The following is a 21,922-nucleotide window of genomic DNA, read 5'->3' on the forward strand; positions in this document are numbered from 1 at the left end:
AGGGACCGTGACGAAGATCGCCGGCGCAGTGGGGGAGATGCACCGCACGGTGCACGACATCGAGGTCGACGCGCCGGCAGGCGTCGTCTACGGGCTCATTGCCGACCCCGTGCAGTGGCCGCTGCTCTTCCCGCCCAACGTGCACGTGGACCGCCTCGCCCACGACGGGACGCACGAGCACCTGCGGATGTGGGCCACCGCCAACGGCCAGGTCAAGACGTGGACCTCGCGCCGCGTCCTCGACGCCGGGAACCGCCGCATCGAGTTCCGGCAGGAAGCCGCCGCGCCGCCGCTGAGCGAGATGACCGGCACGTGGGAGGTGGAGCCGCTGGGCGGCGACCGGTGCCGGCTGACGCTGCTGCACGACTTCCGGGTCAGCGGCGACAGCCCCGAGGACATCGCCTGGGTCGAGCGCGCCACCGACGCCAACAGCCGCGCCGAACTCGACAGCCTCGCCCGCATCGCCGGCGGGTGGGCGCTGATGGACCAGCTCGTGATGACCTTCGAGGACACCGTCCGCGTGGAGGCCCCGCCGGAGCGGGTGTACGCCTTCCTGGAGCGGGCCGACCGGTGGCCCGTACTGCTGCCGCACGTCGCGCGCCTCGACCTCACCGAGGACCCGGCCCTCCCCGGGGTGCAGCTGCTCGCGATGGACACGCTGACCGCGGACGGGTCGTCGCACACCACCGAGTCGGTGCGGGTGTGCTTCCCCGAGGAGGGCCGCATCGTCTACAAGCAGACCCGGCCGCCGGCCCTCATGTCCGCGCACACCGGCGCCTGGACGGTCGCCGGCGACGCCCGCGGCTCGACGGTGACCTCCCGCCACGGCGTCGTCCTGCGGCCGGACGCCGTGACACGGGTCCTGGGCCCGACCGCCGACCTGGCGGCGGCCCGGCGCTACGTACGCGACGCGCTGGGCCGCAACAGCACGGTGACGATGACGCACGCGAAACGGGACGCGGAGGCCGCGGCGCGCGCGGCGGCGGCCCGCGCGGCGGAGCCGGCCGTGCGGGCGGCCTAACCGCGCAACGGCCGGGCGGCGTAGCCGCGCAGGGCCTGGCGGCCGGCGGCCTGCGGCTCCAAGACGGCTCCACGGGGGCTCCAGCGGATGCCGACAGACTCTGCATCAAGCGTGAGAGAGGTGTGTGATGGCTGTCCAGCGAGTGCACCGCGCGTCCTACACCATGGACGTCGCCGCGCCGGCCGGCGTGGTCTACGGGCTGGTGGCGGACACGACCCAGTGGCCGTTGTTCGTCCCCGCGAGCATTCACGTGGAGCGCCTGGACTTCGACGGCGTCCACGACCGGTTCCACATGTGGGCCACGGCGAACGGAACCGTCCGGTCCTGGCTCTCCCGCCGAACCCTCGACGCCACCCGGCACCGCATCGACTTCCGGCACGAGCTGCCCGCGGCCCCCACCACGGCCATGGGCGGCAGCTGGACGGTCGAGCCACGCGGGCCGGGCCGCTGCCGCCTGCTCCTCGAACACGACTTCACCGTCGACGGGGACCGGGCCGCGGACGCCGCATGGGTCCGGCGGGCCACCGACACCAACAGCCGCGCGGAGCTCGCGCAGCTGAAGGAGACCGCCGAGCAGTGGAGCCGCCTGGACGACCTGCTCCTCACCTTCGAGGACTCCGTCCGCGTCGACGGCCCCGCGGACCTCGTCTACGCCTTCCTGTACGACGTCGCCGACTGGCCGCGGCTGCTGCCGCACGTCTCCCGGCTCGACGTCAGGGAGGACGAGCCGGGGGTGCAGCTGATGGCGATGGACACCCTGACCGCGGACGGCTCGGTGCACACCACGGAGTCGGTACGGGTCTGCTTCCCGCACGCCGGCCGCATCGTCTACAAGCAGACGGCCACGCCCGCGCTGATGGCCGCGCACACGGGGGAGTGGTCGGTCATCCCGGACGAGACGGGCGTCACCGCGGTCTCGCAGCACAGCGTCCTGCTGCGCGAGGACGCGGTGGAGCGCGTACTGGGCACCGGCACGACGCCGGCACAGGCACGCGCGTACGTCCGCGAGGCGCTGGGCCGCAACAGCACGGCGACGCTGGCCCTGGCGAAGCAGCACGCGGAGACGGCGGTGCGGATGCTGTAGCGGAGGGCCAGGGCGCCCCCCCTCGGCCGCTGCCGCCACTGTCACGGCCCCGCTGCCACCGCTGCCACCGCTGCCACCGCTGCCACCGCCGCCCCCGCCGCCCCCGCTGCCCCCGCCGCCCCCGCTGCCACAGACCCGCCCGCCGCTGGTCGGCTGCCTGCCGGAACCGGCCGCAACCCCCGGCCCGCCGCTCCCTGCGGGCCGGCCCCGGACCCGCGGTACCTGCGGCCGCGGCACGGCAGGGCCCCGCCGGAACCCTTCCACCCACGCCCCCTCCGGCGGGGCTCCGCCGTCACCCCGGCGGCGCGTCAGGCCGTGTCAGCGATACGTGGCAGAGGCATGCATCATGGTCCCCTTTGCAGGCCCACGCCGAGGAGGGGTACCGATGGCAGCCGCCCTGACCGTGGTCATCGCCCCAGGTCCCGCACCGGCCCTGGACCTGCGCGGCCCACTTGACCCGGACGCCCTGGAGGCCGCGCTCGCGGCACTCCCGCCGAGCGCCCACACCCTGCACCGGCACTCCGCGACCCACCACACCCTGCGCCTGGAGTCGGGCGACTGCCCGGCAGGCGCCCTCGCCGACCTGCTGACCGCCCCGCCGCCGCAGACCCCAGCTGCTGCGGACGCGGCAGTGCCGGCCGCCGCCGCACGGGACGACGCGGCAGGGCTGCCGGCGGAGCACCCCCTGCCCGCGCACGGCACCGCGTCGCGGGGGGCGGGCGCAGGGGCGGGGACAGCGGCGGTAGGCGCGGCAGGCGCGGCAGGCGCGTTTGGTGTCGCTGGTGTGGCCAGTGCGGGCACTGCGACGGCTGGGGCCGGTGCCGCGGCCGCGCGGGCCGGGCGCGGCCGGGCCGCGGCCGTACCCCCTGCCGGACTGCCCGCAGCCCCCCGGCAGCGGGAAGTGCTGCTCGACGCGCTCACCGCGCGGTCCGGTGCCGCGCCGCTGCACGTCGAGCAGCTGCACTGGCGCTGGTACGGGCCCCTGGACACCCGCCGCTTCCGCGACGCCTGGCGGGCGGTGGCCGCGCAGGAGCCCGTGCTGCGGGCCGCGTTCGCCGAGCACGCCGCCGACTCGGCCGCCGCCGGGCCGTGCGTCGTCGTACACCCGGAGGCCGCCCCCGACCCCGTACGCCACCCGTACGGCTCCGCCGACTGGCACTCGCTGCTCGTCGGCGAACGCCTCCGCCCCTTCGACCTGCACCGCCCCGGCCCGCTGCGCATCGCGCTGCTCGACGAGCAGGCCGGCCCCGCCGGCCCCACCCGCGTCATCCTCACCTTCCACCACGCCCTGCTCGACGGGTGGAGCGTCCGGCTGCTGCTGCGCTCCTTCTACCGCGCCTATCTCGCCGCCGGCCGCACCCACGGCGGCGAACGCCGCCCCGACGTCCGCGACCACCTCGACTGGCTCGCCCGCCAGGACGACACCGCCCCCCGCGCCTACTGGGCCCGCGCCGTCCCCCCGGCCGACTCCCGCACCCTGCCCCCCACCGCGGCCGCCGCCGTCGCGGCTCGCGGCGACCGGCCCGCCCGCACCGGGCCCGCCCGCACCGGACACGGCCGCGCCCGTATCCGGCTGACCCCCGGCGAAGCAGTCCGGCTGCGCGAATGGGCCGCACGGCACGGCGCCGCCGAGTCCACCGCGCTCGGCGCCGCCTGGGCGCTGCTGCTGCACCGCGGGACGGGCTCCGGGTTCCGGCCGTCGCCGGTCGCGTTCGCCGTCGCCGCGTCCGGGCGCGGCATCACCCTGCGCGGCGCCGCCGGCCTGCCCGCCCCGCTCCAGGGGCCGCTGCCGCTGCACGTCCGCGTCGACCCGTCGGCGCCTGTCGTTCGGCTGCTGGCGGACCTGGCCGGGGCGACGCTCGGGGCTTCCTCGTACGAATGGGTGTCGCACGGGCAGATCCACACCTGGAGCGGCCGCGGCGCCGACAGCGAACTCACCGCCTCGCTGCTCGCGTTCGACCCCCCGGCGGGCCCGCCCTTCCATCCCGGGCCGCCGGCCGCGGTGGAGGCCGAGCTCGCCGAGGAGGGCGTACAGCTGGGGCGGCCGCAGGCCGTCGACGCGTACACGGCGCTGCCGATCAGCATCCGCGCGCACCACGACTGCGAGGGCGGGCTGGTGCTGACCGCCGTGAACGACCGCACCCGCATCCCCGACGCGGAGGCCGAGGCGGCGCTCGCGCAGACCGCGCTGCTGCTGCGCGAGCTCCCGGCCGACACCGACGGCACCACGCCCGCCAGGCAGTTCCTGCGCCTTCTCGCGGAGGCGGCCGGGCCGGCCACGCCGGCAGCCCCGCCCGCGGCCCGCGGCACCGGCCTGGTCGAGCTGCGGTCGGCCGCGCACCCCGGCGCCGGAACGGTCCTGCTCGTCCCGCCGCCCGGCGCGACCGCCGACTGCTACGCCGGCGTCGCCGACGCCTACCGCGGCCCGCAGGCCCTCGCCACCGTCCCGCCGCCCGCGGACGCCGCCGCCTGCCTGCGCGCCCTGCGGCCCGCACTCGCCGCCGGGGAACCGCTGCTCCTCGGCGGCCACTCCGGCGGCGGGCAGCTCGCGTACGAGATCGCACGGCGCATCGGCGCGCACGGCTGGCGCCCGCCGCCCGTGGCCGTCGCCGCTTCGGCCCGCGGCCTCGCCCGCACCCTGCGCACGGCGGCACCGCCCACCGACGGCGACTGACGACCACTCAGACAGCGGCGGGCAGCAACTGCTTCCGAACAAGCCCCACCACATCGTCAACGTGGTCGTTGAGGTAGAAGTGCCCGCCGTCGAACCAGTGGAACTCGGTCTCCGCGTCCGTGTGCCCGCGCCAGGCCGCCGCCTCGCGCAGCGACACCTTCGTGTCGCGCTGCCCGACCAACGCCACGATCGGGCAGCGCAGCGGCGGCCCGGGCCGGTACCGGTAGGACCGCGCGGCCTCGTAGTCGGCCCGCAGCACGGGCAGGCTCATCCGCAGCAGCCGGTCGTCCGTCAGCAGCTCGTCCGGAGTGCCGCCCAGGTCCTTCACGGTGGACAGCACCCACTCGTCGTCGCCGATGTTGTCGTACTCGCCCTCCCGGTGCGTCGACGGCGCCCGGCGGCTCGACGCGAACAGCACGAGCGGCTCGATGCCCGCCGCCTCCAGCCGCAGCGCCACCTCGAAGCCGACGGTCGCGCCGATGCTGTGCCCGAAGAACGCGAGCGGCCGGTCCGACCAGGACAGCAGCTCGGCGTACACCCGGTCCGCCATCTCCTGCACGTCCGTCACGAACGGCTCCGCCCGCCGGTCGCCCCGCCCCGGGTACTGGACGGTGAGCACCTCCAGGGCGGGGGAGAGCGCCCGCGAGAACGGGAAGAAGTAGCTGGCCGACCCCCCGGAGTGAGGCAGGCACACCAACCGCACCGCCGCCTCCGGCGCCGGATGGAACCGGCGCACCCACGCCCCGCCCGCGCTCCTCGCGCTCATCGCACCTCCCGTACGCATCCACTGGCACGGGCCAATCTCCCCACCCCGCATCGTGCCCCCTTCGAACCTCCCTTGAGCGGGGATGGCGTCGGCACAACCGGCTGCACGTTGCAGCCTGACCGTGCGGGGGTTCGACGCGAGTGGAGGGGATTGGACGGGGGTTCGAGTGAACGTCGAGCGGGCGTCGCGACGCTGGTCGTCCGTACGGACCAGCTACGGACCGGCCACGGAACAGCCCGGCCCCGCGGCTCCGTGAGGCCGAGCCCCCCGAGCCCTGTGACGAAGGAGCTGATCCACGCCGCCATGGCCACGACGACCGAGACCACCGCCGGTACCGCTGCCGCCGTCCCCGGCCCCGCCGGCACGGCGCCGGGCCGGGTCGCCGCGGTCCCCGCCGGGGCGCCCGCCGTTGCTCCCGAGGAGGCCGCCGCCCTTGCCCGCGCCGCGCGGCTCGACGCGCTGCTCGGCGACCCGCTCGACCCCGCCAACCCGCACGGCCTGGCCGAGCTCCTCGCTGCCGACACTCGCGGCGAACCCCCCGCAGCCACCGAGCAGTTGCTTACCGACGCACGCCTCGGCGCCGAGTTCGTGCCCGCCGAGTTCGGCGGCCGCCTCACCCGCGCCGACCTGCTCGCCAAAGTGCTCCGCCCCGTCTTCCGCCGCGACGTCGCCCTCGGCTTCGGCTACGGCATCACCTCGCTCTTCGGCACCGCCGCCGTCTGGGCCGCCGGCACCGAACGGCAGCGCGCCGACACCGCCGGGCTGCTCCTGCGCGGCGGCCGCGCCTCGATCGTCCACCACGAGGTCGCCCACGCCAACGCCATCCTCCGCGACGAGTTCACCGCCACCCCCGGCCGCTCCGGCTACACCCTCAGCGGGCGCAAGGACGTCATCATGAACGCGTCCCGCTCCGCCGCCTGGGTCGTCTGGGCCCGCACCGCGCCCGAACGCGGCCCCCGCAGCCACTCCGTGCTCCTCCTCGACCCCGCCGACCTCCCCGCCGGCACCGTCACCCGGCTGCCCCGCGTCCCCACCCCCGGCATGCGCGGCGGGCTGTTCTCCGGCCTGGAGTTCACCGGCGCGCCCGTCCCGTCGTCCGCCCTCGTCGGCCGGCCCGGCGAAGGCGTCGCCCTCGCGCTGCGCACCTTCCAGGTCAACCGCTGCCTGATCCCCGCCCTGGCCGTCGCCGCCGCCGACACCGTCCTGCACTCCGCCGTCCGCGCCGTCACCCCCGGCCGCGGCGGGCGCACCGTACGCCGCTGGTACAAGCCGCTCACCGGCGTCTTCGCCGACCTGCTGGCCTGCGACAGCATGGCGACGACCGCGCTGCGCGCGCTCAGCCTGCTGCCCGAGCGCAGCCACGTCCTGGCCGCCGCCGTCAAGTACGTCGTGCCGGACCTGCTGCGCGAGGACCTCGAAGCCCTCGCGTCCGTCCTCGGCTCGCACGGGTACGAGCACCGCAGCCCCCAGTACGGCTCCCTCGACAAGCTGGTGCGCGACCTGCCCGTCGCCGGCCTCGGCCACACCGGGACGGCCGCCTGCCAGGCCGTCATCGTCCCGCAGCTGCGCAGCCTCGCCGAGCGGTCCTGGTTCAGCGCCGAGGAGCCGCCGCCCGCGCTGTTCCGCGCCGGCGCGCCCCTGCCCGTACTGGACTACCGGCTGCTCGGCATCGCCAGCGGCGACGACTTCCTCTCCGCCACCCTCGCCGGCACCGCCGAACGCCTCGCACCGCACCGGGCCGACGGCGGCCCCGCGAGTGACCTCGCCGCGCTCGCGGAACTCGCCGAGACCTTCGTCAACGAGCTGCGCGGGCTCCGCGCCCGCTGCCTGCGCATCCCCGAGACGCGGGAGTCGCTGACCGACCCGGCCGTCGTCACCCTCTCCGACCGGTACGCCCTCGTCCTCGCCGCGGCAAGCGTCCTCGGCGTGTGGGAGTCCCGTTCCCAGGACGGCCGCGACCCGTTCCTCGCCGACCCGGCCTGGGCCGTACTCGCCCTGACGCGGATCGGCCGCCGCATGGGCATCCCCGTGCCGGAACTCCCCGACGGCGTCCTCGACCGGATGCTCGCCGAACTGTCCGCGCGCTACCGCGACGGCCGCAGCTGCGACCTCGACGGGCTCCCGCTCGCACGGTGACGCCCGGCGAAGCATCCGCCCGCCCGCACCGGCCCCAGAACCGCCCACAGGAGGAGCCCGCCCATGCCGGACCACCCCGCACCGGACGCGCCGCGCACCGCGACGCGCATCGCGCCGCCCGTCCACGTCCCCGGCCCGCACGGGCCGTGGGACGAGGTCCACCGCGGACTGGACCGGTACGGCAGCGCCGTCGTGTACGCGACCTGGGGAGAATGGCTGCCCGCGGCCCTCGCCGAGCCGGGCCTGCGCCCGCTGCTCGGCCGTGACTGGCAGCGCTACCGCGGCACCGCGGACGCGGCGATCCGGTACCGCTTCCTGACCTCCCGCATGATCATCAAGTACACGGCGGCTGCCGCGCTGTGCACCGGCCCCGCCGCGTTCGACCTCGCGTACAAGCTGGGCGGGCGCCCGTTCATCCGCGGGCTCGACCAGATCGACATCAGCCTGAGCCACACCGACGACCTCATCGCGGTCGGCGTCTGCCGCACCGGCCGCATCGGGGTCGACGTCGAGCCGGCCGACCGCCGCATGTCCTTCGAGCTGCTCCGCAGCCACATGTGCACCCCCGCCGAACACGCCGAGCTCGCCCGCATGTCGGGGGAGCGGCAGACCGCGGAGCTGCTGCGGCTGTGGACGCTGAAGGAGGCGTACACCAAGGCCCTCGGGCAGGGCCTCCAGCTCGGCTTCACCGAGTTCGGCTTCGGCCTGACCGGCGGCGGCCTGATCGCCCCGGACGGCACCCCGGCCGCGGGCGGGGAATGGGCGTTCGCGACGCACCCGGTCCTGGCCGACCGCTACCTGCTGAGCACGGCATGCCACGACACGGGCCTGGACACGGCCCGCGACACGGCGGTCGACACGATGCTGGACCCGGCGTTCATGGCGGCGGTGGAGGACGCCCTGGCGACGGGGTGACAGCCGTTGCATTCCGGCGCGTACGAAGGCGGCCGCTCCCCCGATGCCGGGGGAGCGGCCGCTGTGGTGCGGTGGTGCGTCGGCTACCAGGCGGGTACCGGCAGCGGGGCGGTGCCCAGTGCGGGCACCGTCCACCGCTGTGCGGCGCTGGGGTTGCAGTCGAACAGCCAGAGCCGGGTGCCCGGGGTGGTGTTCATGCTGCCGAGGTCCAGGCAGCGGCCGGAGGCCGGGTGGTAGACGTTGCCGTCCGCCCGGGGCAGGAACTGCTGGCTCGGGGCTCCGCTGTCGCAGGTGCGGAGCTCGATGGGTGTCGTGTTGGCGGTGCCCGCGTTCACGGCGTTGAGGCACCACGTGTCCTGGGTCCGGATCGTTCCGTCACCCCGGACCTGGAACTTCTGTGCGTCGGTGCCGTTGCAGGCCGCTATCTGGATCCTGTTGCCGTCCTCGGTCCGGTTGTGGTCGTTGTCGACGCAGTTCGACGGGGCGCCGGTCAGGGAGATGGGGCTCACGGCGTCAGGCGCGGTCGGAGCGGCGGCATGGGAGTAGACGGCGAAGTTGCTGATGCCGCCCGCCTGGAGGTGGTCCAGGCTTGCTCCGTCGGCCTTGAAGCGCCCGAGTACGAGCGGGCCGCTCGGCGCGGGGCTCGTCGACGCCCGGTGGTGGCCGCTGCCGGCCAGGACGCCGTTGACGTAGAGGCTCATGCGTCCGGTGCCGGCGTCGTAGACGGCGGTCAGGCGGGTCCAGGCGCCGGGCGTGAACCGGGCGGCTTCGTTGGTGGTGGAGGTGAAGTCGAACGGCCAGCCGTCGGCGTCCGCCCATGCCAGGGCGAAGTACCAGCGCCCGGAGTTCCGGTCGGGGTAGAGGATGAAGGTGCTGGTGCGGTTGCCGTCCTGGCTGGCGATGATTCCGCCGCTCGCATCGGCCTTGGCCCACGTGCTGAGCGTGAAGCTCTTGCGCGTGTCGACCGCCGGCCGGGCCGTGGTGAGCGTCGCCGGTGACTGCCTGCCGTCGAAAGCCGTGTACGGGACGGAGCGGCCGCCGATGGCCTCGGACGCGGCGACCGTGACGCTGCCGGACGCCGTGGCGTGGTTGGTGCCGACGGCGTCCGGGGCGGTGGTGCCGTTCTGCTCGCTCAGCTTCCACTGCGCGGAGGGCCGGTGCAGGTTGCCGAGGAAGGTGGGTGTCGTGTCGATGCCGGTCGCCGTGGGATGCGGGACGGAGCTCCCGTTCGGGGCTTGGCCGAGTCCCTTGAAGCCGACGACCTGGTGGCTCTCGTCGACCGCCCACAGGTCGGGGATCCCGTCTCCGGTGAGGTCGCCGTCGGAGCCGACCCGCGGGTAGCGGGACGGGTCGACCTTCCCGCCGAGGACGCCACCGGCCGGGTCGCCGAAGCCGGTGAGGTCGGGCGCCTGTGCCGTGCCCTTGACGGAGAAGGCGTGCAGGGAGCCGTCGGCCTTCGAACGGGCCCACAGGGTCGGCAGGTCGGTGCCCTGGGCACGCCCCGGGGTGATCAGCTCGTAGCCGTCCCAGCGGTTGTCGTTGGGGGAGAGCAGCATCGCTTGGCCGGCCAGCTGGTTGGCCGTACCTGCAGTGGCCAGCCAGAGCCGTCCGTTCTCGACGAACAGCAGGGAGGTGCGCTTCAGCGCGCCGTCCTTGGCCGTGTCACCGGAGAGGGAGCCGAAAGCCGCGATCTGTGTCGTCTTCGACCAGTCGGCACCGTATCCGTGGGCGGCGCAGTCGAGGGCCGCCCCGCCCGGTGTGGCACAGCCGGCCGGCTTGGGGACGTCTACGGGTGCCGTGCCGTCCAGGAGGCCGCCGGTCCCGCTGTTGCGGTAGACGTAGAGGTCGGGCTGGCCGGGCTGGTGGGCGAAGAGGTCGTCGACGTTCTTGAAGCCAAGGCTGCCGCGGTGGGTGGTCCGGATGCCGTTCCAGCCGTTCCACCCGGGCGCGAGCTGCGGGCGGGCGCTCGGGGATGCGGCCGGGTCGGTTCCGGCGCCGATGACGCGCAGGGCGCCCGAGCTGTCCGGCAGGAGGACGTCGGGCTTGCGGTCGCCCGTCACGTCCCCGAAGACCGGGGCAGGGCTGTCGGGGGAGGAGGGGACGTAGAAGCCGTAGGCGACGGGCTGGGAGAGGTTGCCCGCGTTGTCCTGGGTCTGGACGTACAGGTGGTTGGTGCCCCACTGGCGGGGGGTCAGCTTGACGGCGGCCTTGCCGTCGGTGAGCCGGACGGTGTCGGTGTCGGTGCACTTCCAGTTGACGGCCGCCGCTCTGGCGGGGTCGGTAGTCCAGCGGGCGCACGCCAGGCCCGAGGTGCGGCTGCCGGCGGCGGGGGCCGGGTCGGTGCCCGTGATGGTGAAGGTGCCTTCTTCGCCCACCCGCTTGGGGTGGGCGTCGAGCGAGCCAGAGGCAGGGAAGTCAGCGGAGGAGACGACTGCGGTCGGCGGCGTCCGGTCGACGCGGAAGAAACACATCTCGGTGGCGCTGCTGGTGAGGGTGCCGTCAGTGGTGCGGGCGACCCAGCCGTACTGGTGTCCGTCGGTCAGGGCGCCGATGTTGACCGTGACTTCTCCGTAGCTGCTGTTCCAGCCGGAGTCGGCCCACGAGCTCTTGCCACCGTCATCGTCATCCCAGTACTGGAAGCCGGTGTAGAGCTGCCGTCCGGTCGCGGAGTACGTCGACGTGGTGAGGGTGACGTTGTTGTTGGCTCCCACCCAGCCCGGGTTGTCCCAGGGGTTCGCGGTGCCGGGCGTGCGGCAGTCGGCGTACGAGCCGGAGCCGGCGAAACCGGGGGTGGGCCGGGTGCGGGGCCACCACACGGTCGGCGTGATGTCGTACTCGACCGTGATGTGCGGGGTGTTCTCGTAGCGCTGCCGGTAGTACTTGTTGTACTCGTCATCGGGGGCCAGGCCGACGGTGATGGTGGGCCACTTGCCGCGGACGGCGCCCTTCACCAGGTCGGTGACGTTGAAGTCGATCTGGCCGGTGCCCGACATGTTGGTGTGCCCCACCTTGGTGCAGCCCTGCATCCTGGAGGCGGTGCCGCAGGGCTGCCGGTTCCAACTGGTCGGGTTCCCGATGGCGTTGGTGGAGTACAGGCCCATCGGGGTGGATGTGCTGGGGCTGGACGAGGAGATGACGGTCGCGGAGAACGTCGCGGCGATGACCTCGGTGTTGTGTAGGCGGGAGTCGACGCCGATCTGGAAGTAGGCGCGGGTGCGGCCGATGCCGGTGCAGGGCGGGTTGCCGACGTTGTAGCCGCAGTAGCCGGTGGCCGGCTTGTCCTGGCCGTGCTCGGTGCCGTTGAACTCGTTGGTGTCCGGATAGGCCTCCTGGACCTGGGCCCAGGCCTGGTTGGGGTTGTCGAGCGTGGGATTCCAGCCGGGGTCGATGAACCAGGGGCCGGTGCCCTTGCTCAGCAGCTCCGCATCGGGGACCAGTTCGATGCCCTTGGCGTCGACGCTCGTCCGCACCTGCTTCACGGAGGCTCCCGCGCCGGGACCGTCTGCGGTGGACGGCGACGGCGGCTGGTCCGCGGGCGGCGCCGACTGCGGCGCGTCGGCGCCGGCCGACTTGCCCGGGCGCTGGGCGGCCCCGGCAGCCGCAGACGGCGCCGAGGCCGCCGAGTCCCACATGAAGGAGGTGGGGCTGGTGAAACGGGTCCTGCCCTGGTCGTCCTTGACTTCCAGGTTGCCTGCCGAGTCGCTGCTGACGGCGAGGCCGTCCGCCTCGACGCCGAGGCGCATGGTTCGGACCGCCGGATTCGCGGCGGCCTGCGCGGTGCGGACGATCAGGACCTGGCTCCAGCCGCCCTGCCGGTCGGCGCTCAGCCGCAGGTCGACGTCGGGCAGCACGTTGCGGTAGTAGGCGCTGTCCCCGACGAGGGTCGGTTTGGGCAGCGCGAAGGGGGCCTTGAAGGACAGCGTCTTACCGTCGCCGGTGGCCATCGAGACCATGGGGCCGCTGCCCCCGCCGGAGAAACCCAGCTTCGAGGAGACGGCGGTCGGGACGACCGTTCCGTCCGGGGTGGTGCGGAGGGTCGCGTCGAGGGCGCGCCACTGCCCGTCCGGGCCTTTGAGCCGCTCCGGTACGGCGCTGGTGTCGGTGGTGAGCGTGCCGCTCGGGTTGGCGAACGTCTGACTGCTCGCGGTCGTCAGCTCGGTGACCGCCACCCGCTTTCCGCTGCTCCTGGCCCCGGCGAGGGCCTTGCCGACGGCAGCCTCAAGCGCACTCGGCGCACGCTTGGGTGGAGGCGCCGGCCAGCTGGTGTGTCCCGGGCCGTGGCCGCGGGCGCCGCCGTCGGCCGCCGCTTGCGGAGCGGCGGCAAGGCCTGCTCCGAGCGACAGGACGACCGCTCCGGCGACGGGCAGCAGTGCGGAGCGCACGGCACTCCGTCTGCGGCCGCCTGGCCGTGGTGTGCGCGGTGTGAGAGAAGACGGCCTCACGTGCATTGCCCCCTGAGCTGTGAGACGGACAGAAGTCAACCGCACGATTTCTTCACGACTGCAACTCTGTCAACGAGTTTTCGTGGTCCGGGTGATCGGTTTGGGAGATAACGCCCTGGTGCGCCCCGTGGGTGATATGAGTCACGTGAGGGGAATGTAGGGCTCCGCTGCTAAATCGAACGCCCTCTCCGTAAGGTGCGTTCTCTCTGGGTGGCGTCTGCCCCGGAGTTCGCGTTCTTCGGTGTCCTGTGGGGGGATTCGGTTGTCTCGTAGACGGGCTTTCTTCGCGCGCTCGCGTCCGCGGCGTGCCCGCGTCGCGACGGTGGCGGCATTCGCCGTTGTCGTCTCCGGTCTGGGTTTGCCTGCCGTCCAGGCGGCCGAAAAGCCTCCACGCGTGTGGGTTCCACCCCAAACGGCGCTGCCGGATGTGAAACCGGTCAAGGGGGTCGACGCAAAGCGCTCCGCGAAGCAGGCGCCGTCTGGCCGAAAATGGACGCCCGATTCGAACAAGAAGATTCCTTCGGGTGTAGTTGATGTCAAGCTGGCGCCGAAGGGTTCGCCTCAGGGGGCGTCGGGGAACGGGTCGATTCAGGCCGGAAAGCTGCCTGTCTGGATCGCACCTGTAAATGGCGCGAACAGTTCGGCTGGATTCTCGTCCCGGGTTCTCGGAGCAGCCGGGGCCGGATTTCGTCAGGACTCCGCCCTCCGCGTCGAACTCAAGGACGCCGCCAAGACCCGTACCGCCGGAGTCAACGGCGCACTCGTCGGCCTCAGCGCCGCGCCCGGCGCCGGGCCGACCGGCAAGGTCGAAGTCGCCCTCGACATCTCGGCATGGGCCGCGGCCACCGGCGCGAACTGGGCCGACCGGGCCCGCGTGGTGCAGATGCCCGCCTGCGCCCTGACCACCCCGGGCGCCGCCGGCTGCACTTCGCGGACGCCGCTGGACTCCCGCCGCGACGCTTCGGGGCGCCTCGTCGCACAGATCGACGCGCCGAAGCCGTCCACACCTTCCGCGGGCAAGGACGGCAAGGCCGGAGCCGCTGCGTCGGCCCCGCAGGTACTCGCCGCCCTGGACACGGCGATCGCCGTGGAGGCGGGCCCGCGGGGCGCGAGCGGCGACTACACGGCGACGCCGCTGCAGCCGTCCGCGTCCTGGCAGGCCGGGGCCAACGCCGCGAACTTCACCTACGGCTACACCGTCGAGGTGCCCAACGGCATCGCCGGCGCCGGGCCGAGCATCTCGCTCGGCTACGACTCCTCCTCCGTGGACGGCCGTACGGCGTCGACGAACGCGCAGGCCGGCCCGATCGGCGAGGGCTGGGACTGGAGCCCCGGCTCGATCTCCCGCTCGTACAAGAGCTGCAAGGACGCGGGCATCAAGGACTCGGGCGACGAGTGCTGGGCCGGCGACATCCTCTCCCTGAACCTGGCGGGCCACTCCGGCCAGATCGTCCGCGACGACACCACCTGCGTCTACCGGCTGCAGAACGACGACGGCACCAAGATCGAGAGGCTGACCGGCCAGCGCAACTCGGCCTGGCAGGGCGAGGCCTTCAAGGTCACCATCCCCGACGGCACCCAGTACTACTTCGGGGCGAACCGCCTGCCCGGCGGCGACGGAACCGACCCGGAGGCCAAGTCCGTCTCCACGGTCCCGGTCTACTTCAACAGCGGCCAGGACAAGTGCCTCGGCGCCGCGACTCCGGCCAACGGCACCTGGAAGCAGCTGGGCTGGCAGTGGAACCTCGACTACGCCGTCGACCCGCACCAGAACCTGACCAGCTACCGCTACCACCAGGAGGACAACTACTACGGGCGCGGGGGCGGCCAGAACAACGGCACCGGCACCTCCACGAAGTACCAGCGCGCCAGCATCCCGACGTGGATCGGCTACGGCCAGCGCCTGCCCGAGCAGATCGCGGCCAAGGGCACGCTCAAGCCGGCCGCGCAGATCCGCCTGGCCTCGGCGGAGCGCTGCTTCCCCAAGGACGGCATCACCTGCGACCCGGCGCAGCGCACGTCGGCGAACGCGAAATCCTGGCCCGACACCCCCGTCGACCAGGAGTGCAAGTCCACCGGCCAGTGCCTGAACCTCTCGCCCACGTACTTCAGCACCAAGCGCATCACGAAGATCTTCACTGAGGTCCTGGCCGGCACGAGCCACCGACTGGTCGACACCTACCTCCTCAACCAGTCGTTCCAGGACCCCGGCGACGGTTCCTCGCCCACCCTCTGGCTCAACTCGATCGAGCGCAGGGCGTCCAACGGGCAGCCGGAGCAGAAACTGCCCCTGGTGTCCTTCGCGCCGCTGCAGATCGCCAACCGCGTCGACGGCGTGGTGAAGCGCCCGGACGGCACGGAAGCCTCCGCGCCCCGCTACAACCGGCCCCGCATCCAGACGATCACCACCGAGACCGGTGGCGAGATCAACGTCGTCTACAAGGCGCCGGAGTGCTCCCGGACCAAGGGCACGATGCCTTTCGCGGAAGACCGCAACACCATGGCGTGCATGCCGGTCAAGTGGTACCTGCCCGGCCAGTCCTACGCGGACCCGGTGAACGACTGGTTCCACAAGGTCGTCGTCCAGTCGGTCACCCAGCAGGACAAGGTCGCCGGCCAGGTCACCACCGTGACGGACTACGAGTACGGCGGCGGCATCGCCTGGCACCGCAACGACTCCGAGTTCGCCGACCCCAAGACCCGCACTTGGGACCAGTTCCGCGGCTTCGCCACGGTCACCACCCGAACCGGCAACGGCAACGCGGCCGAGGCCCCGCGCACGAAGACGGTGGCCACGTACCTGCGCGGCATGGACGGCGACACCCTCGCCGACGGCACCAAGCGCAGCGTCACCCTCGCGGACGCCCACGGCGGCTCCACCAAGGACCAGGAGGCCTTCGCCGGCCGGGTGCTCCAGACGGAGACGTACGACCGTGACGGCGGCAAGGTCGTCGCCGACGAGGTCACCACCCCCTGGCTCGCCGAGAAGGCCACCGCCACCCGCGCCCAGTCCGGCGGCATGCCCGCCATCACCGCCCGCGCCCAGAACACGGCCAAGGTGACGAGCCGGGCCAAGCTGGCGGACGGCACCTGGCGCACGAGCGAGCGCACGTCGAAGTACGACGACACGCTGTTCACCCGCCCGATCGAGGTCGACGACAAGCAGGACCTGGCCCGCCCCGAGCAGCGCCTGTGCACCACCTTCGACTACGCCGCCGGCCCCGGCGGCGCCGTCACCGAGCTGGTCTCCCGCACGCTCGTCCTCTCGGGCGCCTGCGGCCAGACCCCGACCGCCGCCAACACGGTCGGCGACACCCTCGCCTACTTCGACAACCTGCCGGCCAAGCAGACCGGCGCTACCGGCGACCAGACCGGCACCGCGGTCCTGGAGCGGTACGACGACGCGGGCAAGCCGGTCTACCGGCTGAACTCCACCTCGACGTACGACGCGTACGGCCGCGTCACCAGCAACACCAACAAGGTCCGCAAGGACGCCGCCCACCCCGACGGCGCGGTCACCACGACGGAATACAAGCCGGCCACCGGCGCCGTCCCCACGGAGGTCACCCACACCAACCCGCTCGGCTGGAAGACGACCACCACCCTCGACCCGGGGCGCTCGCTCCCGCTGAAGACCACCGACGAGAACGGCCGCGTCGCCGAACGCGCCTACGACCCCTTCGGCCGCGTCACGTCCATCTGGCAGCCCGGCCAGGAGCGCGCGAAGGGCGCGCTGCCCGTGCGCAAGTACGCGTACGCGATGAACGGCACTGCGGCGCCGTCCAGCGTTCTGAGCCAGGCGCTCATGAGCAACAAGACGTACACCTCCAGCTACACCATCTACGACGGCCTGGGCCGCATCCGCCAGACGCAGGCCAACCCGGTGTCCGGCACGGCCGGTCGCCTGATCACCGACGCACTGTTCGACTCCCACGGCCGGCAGGTGAAGACCAGCGCCGCCTACTACAACAACGAGGCGCGCCCGTCGGGGGCGCTGTTCCTCCCCAACGGCGGCGTCAACCCCGACAGCAAGCTCCCCTCGCAGACCGTCACCGTCTTCGACGGCCTCGGCCGGCCCACGGCGTCGATCCTCCAGTCGTACGGCGTGGAGCAGTGGCGCACCAGGATGGAGTACCCAGGTGCCGACGAGACCCGCACGATCCCGCCGAACGGCGGCTTCGCGACGGCGACCATCAGCAACGGCACCACCTCGCTCCTGCGCCAGTACAAGTCGAACACGCCGACCGGCCCGTACGACGAGACGACGTACGAGACCAACGCGCAGGGCAAGGAGCTGCGGCGGAAGGACGCCGCGGGCAACGAGTGGACGTTCGCCTACGACCTCCTCGGCCGGGTGGTGAAGACCACCGACCCCGACTCCGGCACCGGCACCACCCTCTACGACGACAGCAGGAACCTCACCACCGTCACCGACGGCCGGGGCAAGAGCGCCACGACCCTCACCGACATCCTGGGCCGCACCGTCGCCACGTACGAGGGCACGGCCGTCGACCCGGCCAAGCAGGTGGGCGGCTTCACCTACGACACCAAGGCCCTGGGCAAGCCGGCGACGACCACCCGCTACGTCGGTGGGGCCGGGGGCAGCGCCTACGTCTCCGAGGTCACCGGGTACGACGCCGGCTACCGCCCGCTCGGGACGAAGACCACGATCCCGGCAGTGGAGAAGGGACTGGCCGGCACTTACGAGTCCAAGAACACCTACAGCTCCTTCGGGCAGCTCGCGACGACGGTGCTGCCGTCCATCCCGCAGGCAGGACTTGCCGCCGAGACCCTGACGTTCTCCACCGACACCGCGGGCAACCTCGTCGCGTTCGATGGCACGATTGATGGGACGCTGTCGCCGTACCTCGTCGACCTGTGGCGCGACCCGTACGGCAACGACGTCCGCACGACGCTCGGCACGACCGGCAAGCAGGTCGTCTCCACGGTTGACCACGACATCGCGACCGGCCGCACCATCCGCTCGACTCTCGACAAGCAGACGGACGCGACCGCCAGTGTCGACGCCGTCGACTACACCTACAACCAGGCCGGCCGACTGACGTCGATCGGCAATACGCAGGACGGGGCCCAGCGCGACCTGCAGTGCTTCACGTACGACCACCTGGGTCGGCTGACCCAGGCCTGGACCGACAGCGGCACCCAGACCACCGCCCCGCAGCCGAGCGTCCCGGGCATCGGCGGCTGCACCAACCGCGACGGCCCCGCGGTCGACGGCACGGGCAAGCCCAGCGTCAGCGGCCCGGCCCCGTACTGGCAGCAGTACGAGTACGACCTGATCGGCAACCGCAAGAAGCTGGTCCGCAAGGACGTCACCGGCAACACCGCCAAGGACACGACGGTCACCCAGACCTTCGGCGGCCGTCAGAACACCGGCACCGGCACGGGCGGCCCGCACGCCCTCATGGCCTCCACCGAGACCGGGCCGTCCGGCACGAAGGTCACGTCGTACACGTACGACGCGGGCGGCAACACCGCCTCCATCACCAGCACGCCCGGCACGAAGACGCTGACCTGGAACGAGCAGGGCAAGCTCGACAAGATCGTGGGCACCGGCGAGAGCGCCGGCACGAGCTACCTGTACGACACGAGCGGCAACCAGCTCATCCGCCGCGACCCGGGCAGCACCACCCTCAACCTCGGCTCCGACCAGATCACCCTCGACTCCGCCACCGGCAAGGTCACCAACGTCCGCACCTACGCGGCTCCCGGCGGCCTGTCCATCACCCGCACCACCGCCGACGGCACGTCGAACCTCACCTACCAGAGCTCCGACCACCACGGCACGGGCGGCGTCCAGCTCAACGCCACCGACCTCAGCCACGTCCGCCGCGCCTCGGACCCCTTCGGCAACGACCGCGGCACTCCGCCGGCACCCGGGGCCTGGGCGGGGGACAAGGGCTTCGTCGGCGGGACGAAGGAGAAGTCGACCGGCTTCACCCTCCTGGGGGCCCGCGAGTACGACCCGACAACGGGCCGCTTCATCAGCCCGGACCCGATCATCGACGCGGGCGACCCCCAGCAGTGGAACGCGTACGCGTACTCGAACAACGACCCGATCAACAAGTCGGACCCGAGCGGCCTCAAGAACGGCTGCGACAACCCAGTTGAGTGCAAGAACAACAAGGACAGCGGCTTGGACAAGCCGTTCACCCGGAGCACCGGCAGCACCACGCCCGATGACGGCGAGACGGCGCTTCGGAACGCGAACAACAAGCTCTACAAGGCCAAGCAGCGGCGGGACCACCTCGTCCGCGAGGTCGTCAACCTCATCGGCGACCTGATCGGCTACAACGACGCCCGCGACTGCTTCACCAAGGGCGACGTCATGGCCTGCATCAACACGGCCCTCAACTTCGTCCCCTGGGGAAAGATCGCCAAGGCCATCAAGGTCGGCATCAAGGCCTTCAAGATCTACAAGGAGCTGAACAAGGCCTACGACGCCGTCCACGAGGCGGAACGCGGGGTCTCCAGCGCGGCAGAGTCCATGGCCCGTGCCAAGACTGCTGCGAAGGAGGCGAGGGACGCCGAGGCGAAGGCAGCGCAGGCGGCATCAGAGAAAGCCGGCAAGGAGACGGCAACCGACAGCGCAGGCACGCAGAGCAAAACAACACGAGAGGCGGCCGACAGCGAGGCGAGCACCAGCAGCTCCTCTTCCCGCAGCGACGCGGAGACCTCCGGGCCGAGCTGCAAGACCAACAGCTTCCCCACCGGCACCCGTGTGCAGATGGCCGACGGAACGACGAAGGAGATCCAGGACGTCCGCGTCGGCGACACCGTCCTCGCCACAGACCCGCAGACCGGCGAGACCCGCCCCCAGCGGGTGACGGCCACCATCACCACCCCCGACGACAAGGACTTCACGGACCTCACCCTCACCGACGACAGCAACCCCCGCGCCCCGCCCGTCCAGCTCACCTCCACCCTCCACCACCCGCACTGGAACGAGACCCGCCGACAGTGGGTCGACGCGGGCGACTTCAACCCCGGCGAACAACTCCGCCGCCCGGACGGCACGACCCTCACGGTCCAGACGAAGCGCAACTACCCCTACGCAGTAACCACCCACAACCTCACGGTCAACGACTTCCACACGTACTATGTGCTCGCAGGCGCCGCCCCCGTCCTCGTCCACAATTGTCCTGTAGCTGGAGATGACGGCCCCGAGATCATCAGGGGCCGTGGCCGGGCCTCGCAAGACCCGGCCGAGCTGCCGGATATCGTCGATCCTGCTAACGGCGGGTATAGCTCACCTCGCGGGACGCGATCCCACTCGGAACCGGGCACTACCCGTCGCGCGAGTCAAGCGGTGGGTGACGAGGCACAGACCCGAGCCTCTACTGTGTCCCGCGCCCCGACTTATGCAGAGAAAATGGCGGATCTGGCAGACTCTAGTGGTGGTTCCGGCGGCATCGTAGAAGCGGCTGCTGCGGCTGGCATGGTCGGTTGGCGTGCTTGGCAAATTCTGAGGGGGTGGTGGAATGGGCGTCGTGGACAGTGAAGCACGTGCCATCTTGGAAGAGTTCACCCGTGATGGTCACCTGTCACCGAGTTCATCAGAGAGAGCCAAATGGGGTGACTGGCAGCAGGTGACTCCGGGATGGGTTCTCCTTCTCAGCCTCAAGGCTTTGCTTCTCTTGCGCTGGGAGGGAGGCCGAACGGGTCCCGAACTGCTTCCTCGGCTGCCTCCAGGGCTGTCTCGTGACGAGGGCGATCGTCTGGTAGACGCGCTGCGTGGCAACCTCTCGGCAGCCCGTGTAGCGCGGCAGAGCGGAGCATTTACCCTCGAGCGAGTGCTTGAACTCTTGGTTCTTCTCATTGCCGAGGAAGCGATGACGGATGAAGAGGTCACCGTCCTCATGGAGTCGGCGCGAGCGATGAACGAGGAGGCGTTGCAAGCAGGAGACCTGCTTGCAACCCCGTGCCGCGGAGTCGATGTCGGTCCGTGGGACGTGAGTGAGACGGGATGGCAGACCCTCGACCTGCTGGACCTCGGGGGGCTGAGGATTCCGCGTGGGGCTGCACGAAAGGTAGAGCTCAACCGTCTGCGGTCCGGCCCGGAATACGGGGAGGTGGTCCTCCTCCGTGACACCACCGCAAGCCTGCAACTTCAGGCATTTCGGATACTCGGGGAGCCGGAGTGGGAGAGGGTCCGCGTCCGGCTTGAGGAGGACGTGCGAGCACGTGGAGGCGAGGCTGAGCAATGGTCTGGGCGGGCTGGTGTCGAGCTCAGAGCGACGATCCCCGTTGTCAGTGATGTTCACGGGCGAGACTCCATGACGGTGCGGTTCATCGGATGTGACGGTCCGGGCTGGCTGCTGAGGGGAGTGATAAACGGCGAACTGGCCCTCCCTGAAAGTCGTGACGATTGGGCATATTCCTGCTTCGAAAGTGTGGTGGTTGTGCCCTCCTTCGCGATGCGTACCACAGGTATTTCCGCCTCGCCCACCGATTACGGCCTGGCGCCGCCGGAGCATACTCGGGCGATTCCGCTGAGAATGCCTGTGTGAATGTCGTTGGGTATGGTCGGGAAATGGCAGGCTGATCCATCCCTTGAACCATGCTGACCCTCTCAGGGCCTATCCTGCTGGGGTCGACCGCTCGCAACGGTTCGGGCGGGCCACTCAAGGGCTCGCGCGTGTTCGTGAGCGAGTAGATGTGAGACTCTTTAGAAAATTTGGGGCCCTGCCGATTATCGACAGGGCCCCAAATCGTCTGACGGCAACGTCGGTGAAGCTAGTTACCTGGTTGAAGAGTATTGGCGTGGCTGCCCTTCGAAATGTATTTAATCGCCCGCGGTGCCGGCATCCCGTTCCAGTCTGCGGATCGTGTTAATCGACATGGAAAGGATTCAAATAGCTGA

Annotated in this window: 9 protein-coding genes; 7 read left to right on the plus strand and 2 right to left on the minus strand. The window is 71.9% G+C overall.

Features of this window, described 5'->3' with window-relative positions; all coding sequences use genetic code 11:
* Window positions 1-7 precede the first annotated feature (7 nt).
* The 3 genes from MUK52_RS31730 (at window position 8) to MUK52_RS31740 (ending at window position 4,779) form a co-directional block, all read left to right on the plus strand.
* Window positions 8-1,021 carry an aromatase/cyclase gene (locus MUK52_RS31730; protein ID WP_350206509.1) on the plus strand — a complete coding sequence of 338 codons (1,014 nt, stop codon included), beginning with the start codon at window positions 8-10 and terminating at the stop codon, window positions 1,019-1,021.
* A 127-nt stretch (window positions 1,022-1,148) separates the two neighbouring features.
* Window positions 1,149-2,105 (plus strand): aromatase/cyclase, encoded by a 957-nt coding sequence (locus MUK52_RS31735; RefSeq protein ID WP_284581885.1) that lies wholly within the window; start codon window positions 1,149-1,151, stop codon window positions 2,103-2,105.
* Between the two features lie 385 nt (window positions 2,106-2,490).
* Window positions 2,491-4,779: a condensation domain-containing protein gene (locus tag MUK52_RS31740; protein WP_284581886.1), complete on the plus strand. Its 2,289-nt coding sequence runs from the start codon at window positions 2,491-2,493 to the stop codon at window positions 4,777-4,779.
* A gap of 7 nt (window positions 4,780-4,786) precedes the next feature.
* On the opposite strand, the gene MUK52_RS31745 is transcribed toward MUK52_RS31740, so the two are convergent.
* Window positions 4,787-5,545, minus strand: a complete 759-nt coding sequence (locus MUK52_RS31745; protein ID WP_284581887.1) for a thioesterase II family protein — start codon at window positions 5,543-5,545, stop codon at window positions 4,787-4,789.
* A gap of 303 nt (window positions 5,546-5,848) precedes the next feature.
* On the opposite strand from MUK52_RS31745, the gene MUK52_RS31750 reads away from it, so the two are divergent.
* A complete protein-coding gene (locus MUK52_RS31750) occupies window positions 5,849-7,681 on the plus strand; it encodes an acyl-CoA dehydrogenase family protein (protein WP_284581888.1) in 1,833 nt (610 codons plus the stop codon).
* A gap of 63 nt (window positions 7,682-7,744) precedes the next feature.
* On the plus strand, window positions 7,745-8,596 hold the full coding sequence (locus MUK52_RS31755) for a 4'-phosphopantetheinyl transferase family protein (RefSeq protein ID WP_114059263.1): 852 nt from the start codon (window positions 7,745-7,747) through the stop codon (window positions 8,594-8,596).
* 83 nt (window positions 8,597-8,679) lie between these two features.
* On the opposite strand, the gene MUK52_RS31760 is transcribed toward MUK52_RS31755, so the two are convergent.
* Window positions 8,680-12,978, minus strand: coding sequence for a ricin-type beta-trefoil lectin domain protein (locus MUK52_RS31760; RefSeq protein ID WP_284581889.1), 4,299 nt, complete (start codon window positions 12,976-12,978; stop codon window positions 8,680-8,682).
* Window positions 12,979-13,465: 487 nt separating this feature from the next.
* On the opposite strand from MUK52_RS31760, the gene MUK52_RS31765 reads away from it, so the two are divergent.
* Together MUK52_RS31765 and MUK52_RS31770 are read left to right on the plus strand one after the other, a co-directional pair.
* On the plus strand, window positions 13,466-20,560 hold the full coding sequence (locus tag MUK52_RS31765) for an RHS repeat-associated core domain-containing protein (protein WP_284581890.1): 7,095 nt from the start codon (window positions 13,466-13,468) through the stop codon (window positions 20,558-20,560).
* 292 nt (window positions 20,561-20,852) lie between these two features.
* On the plus strand, window positions 20,853-21,569 hold the full coding sequence (locus MUK52_RS31770) for a DUF3710 domain-containing protein (protein WP_284581891.1): 717 nt from the start codon (window positions 20,853-20,855) through the stop codon (window positions 21,567-21,569).
* Window positions 21,570-21,922: the final 353 nt, after the last annotated feature.

It is taken from the genome of Streptomyces sp. 2P-4 (assembly GCF_030167965.1).
GTDB classification, from domain to species: Bacteria; Actinomycetota; Actinomycetes; order Streptomycetales; family Streptomycetaceae; genus Streptomyces; species Streptomyces globosus_A.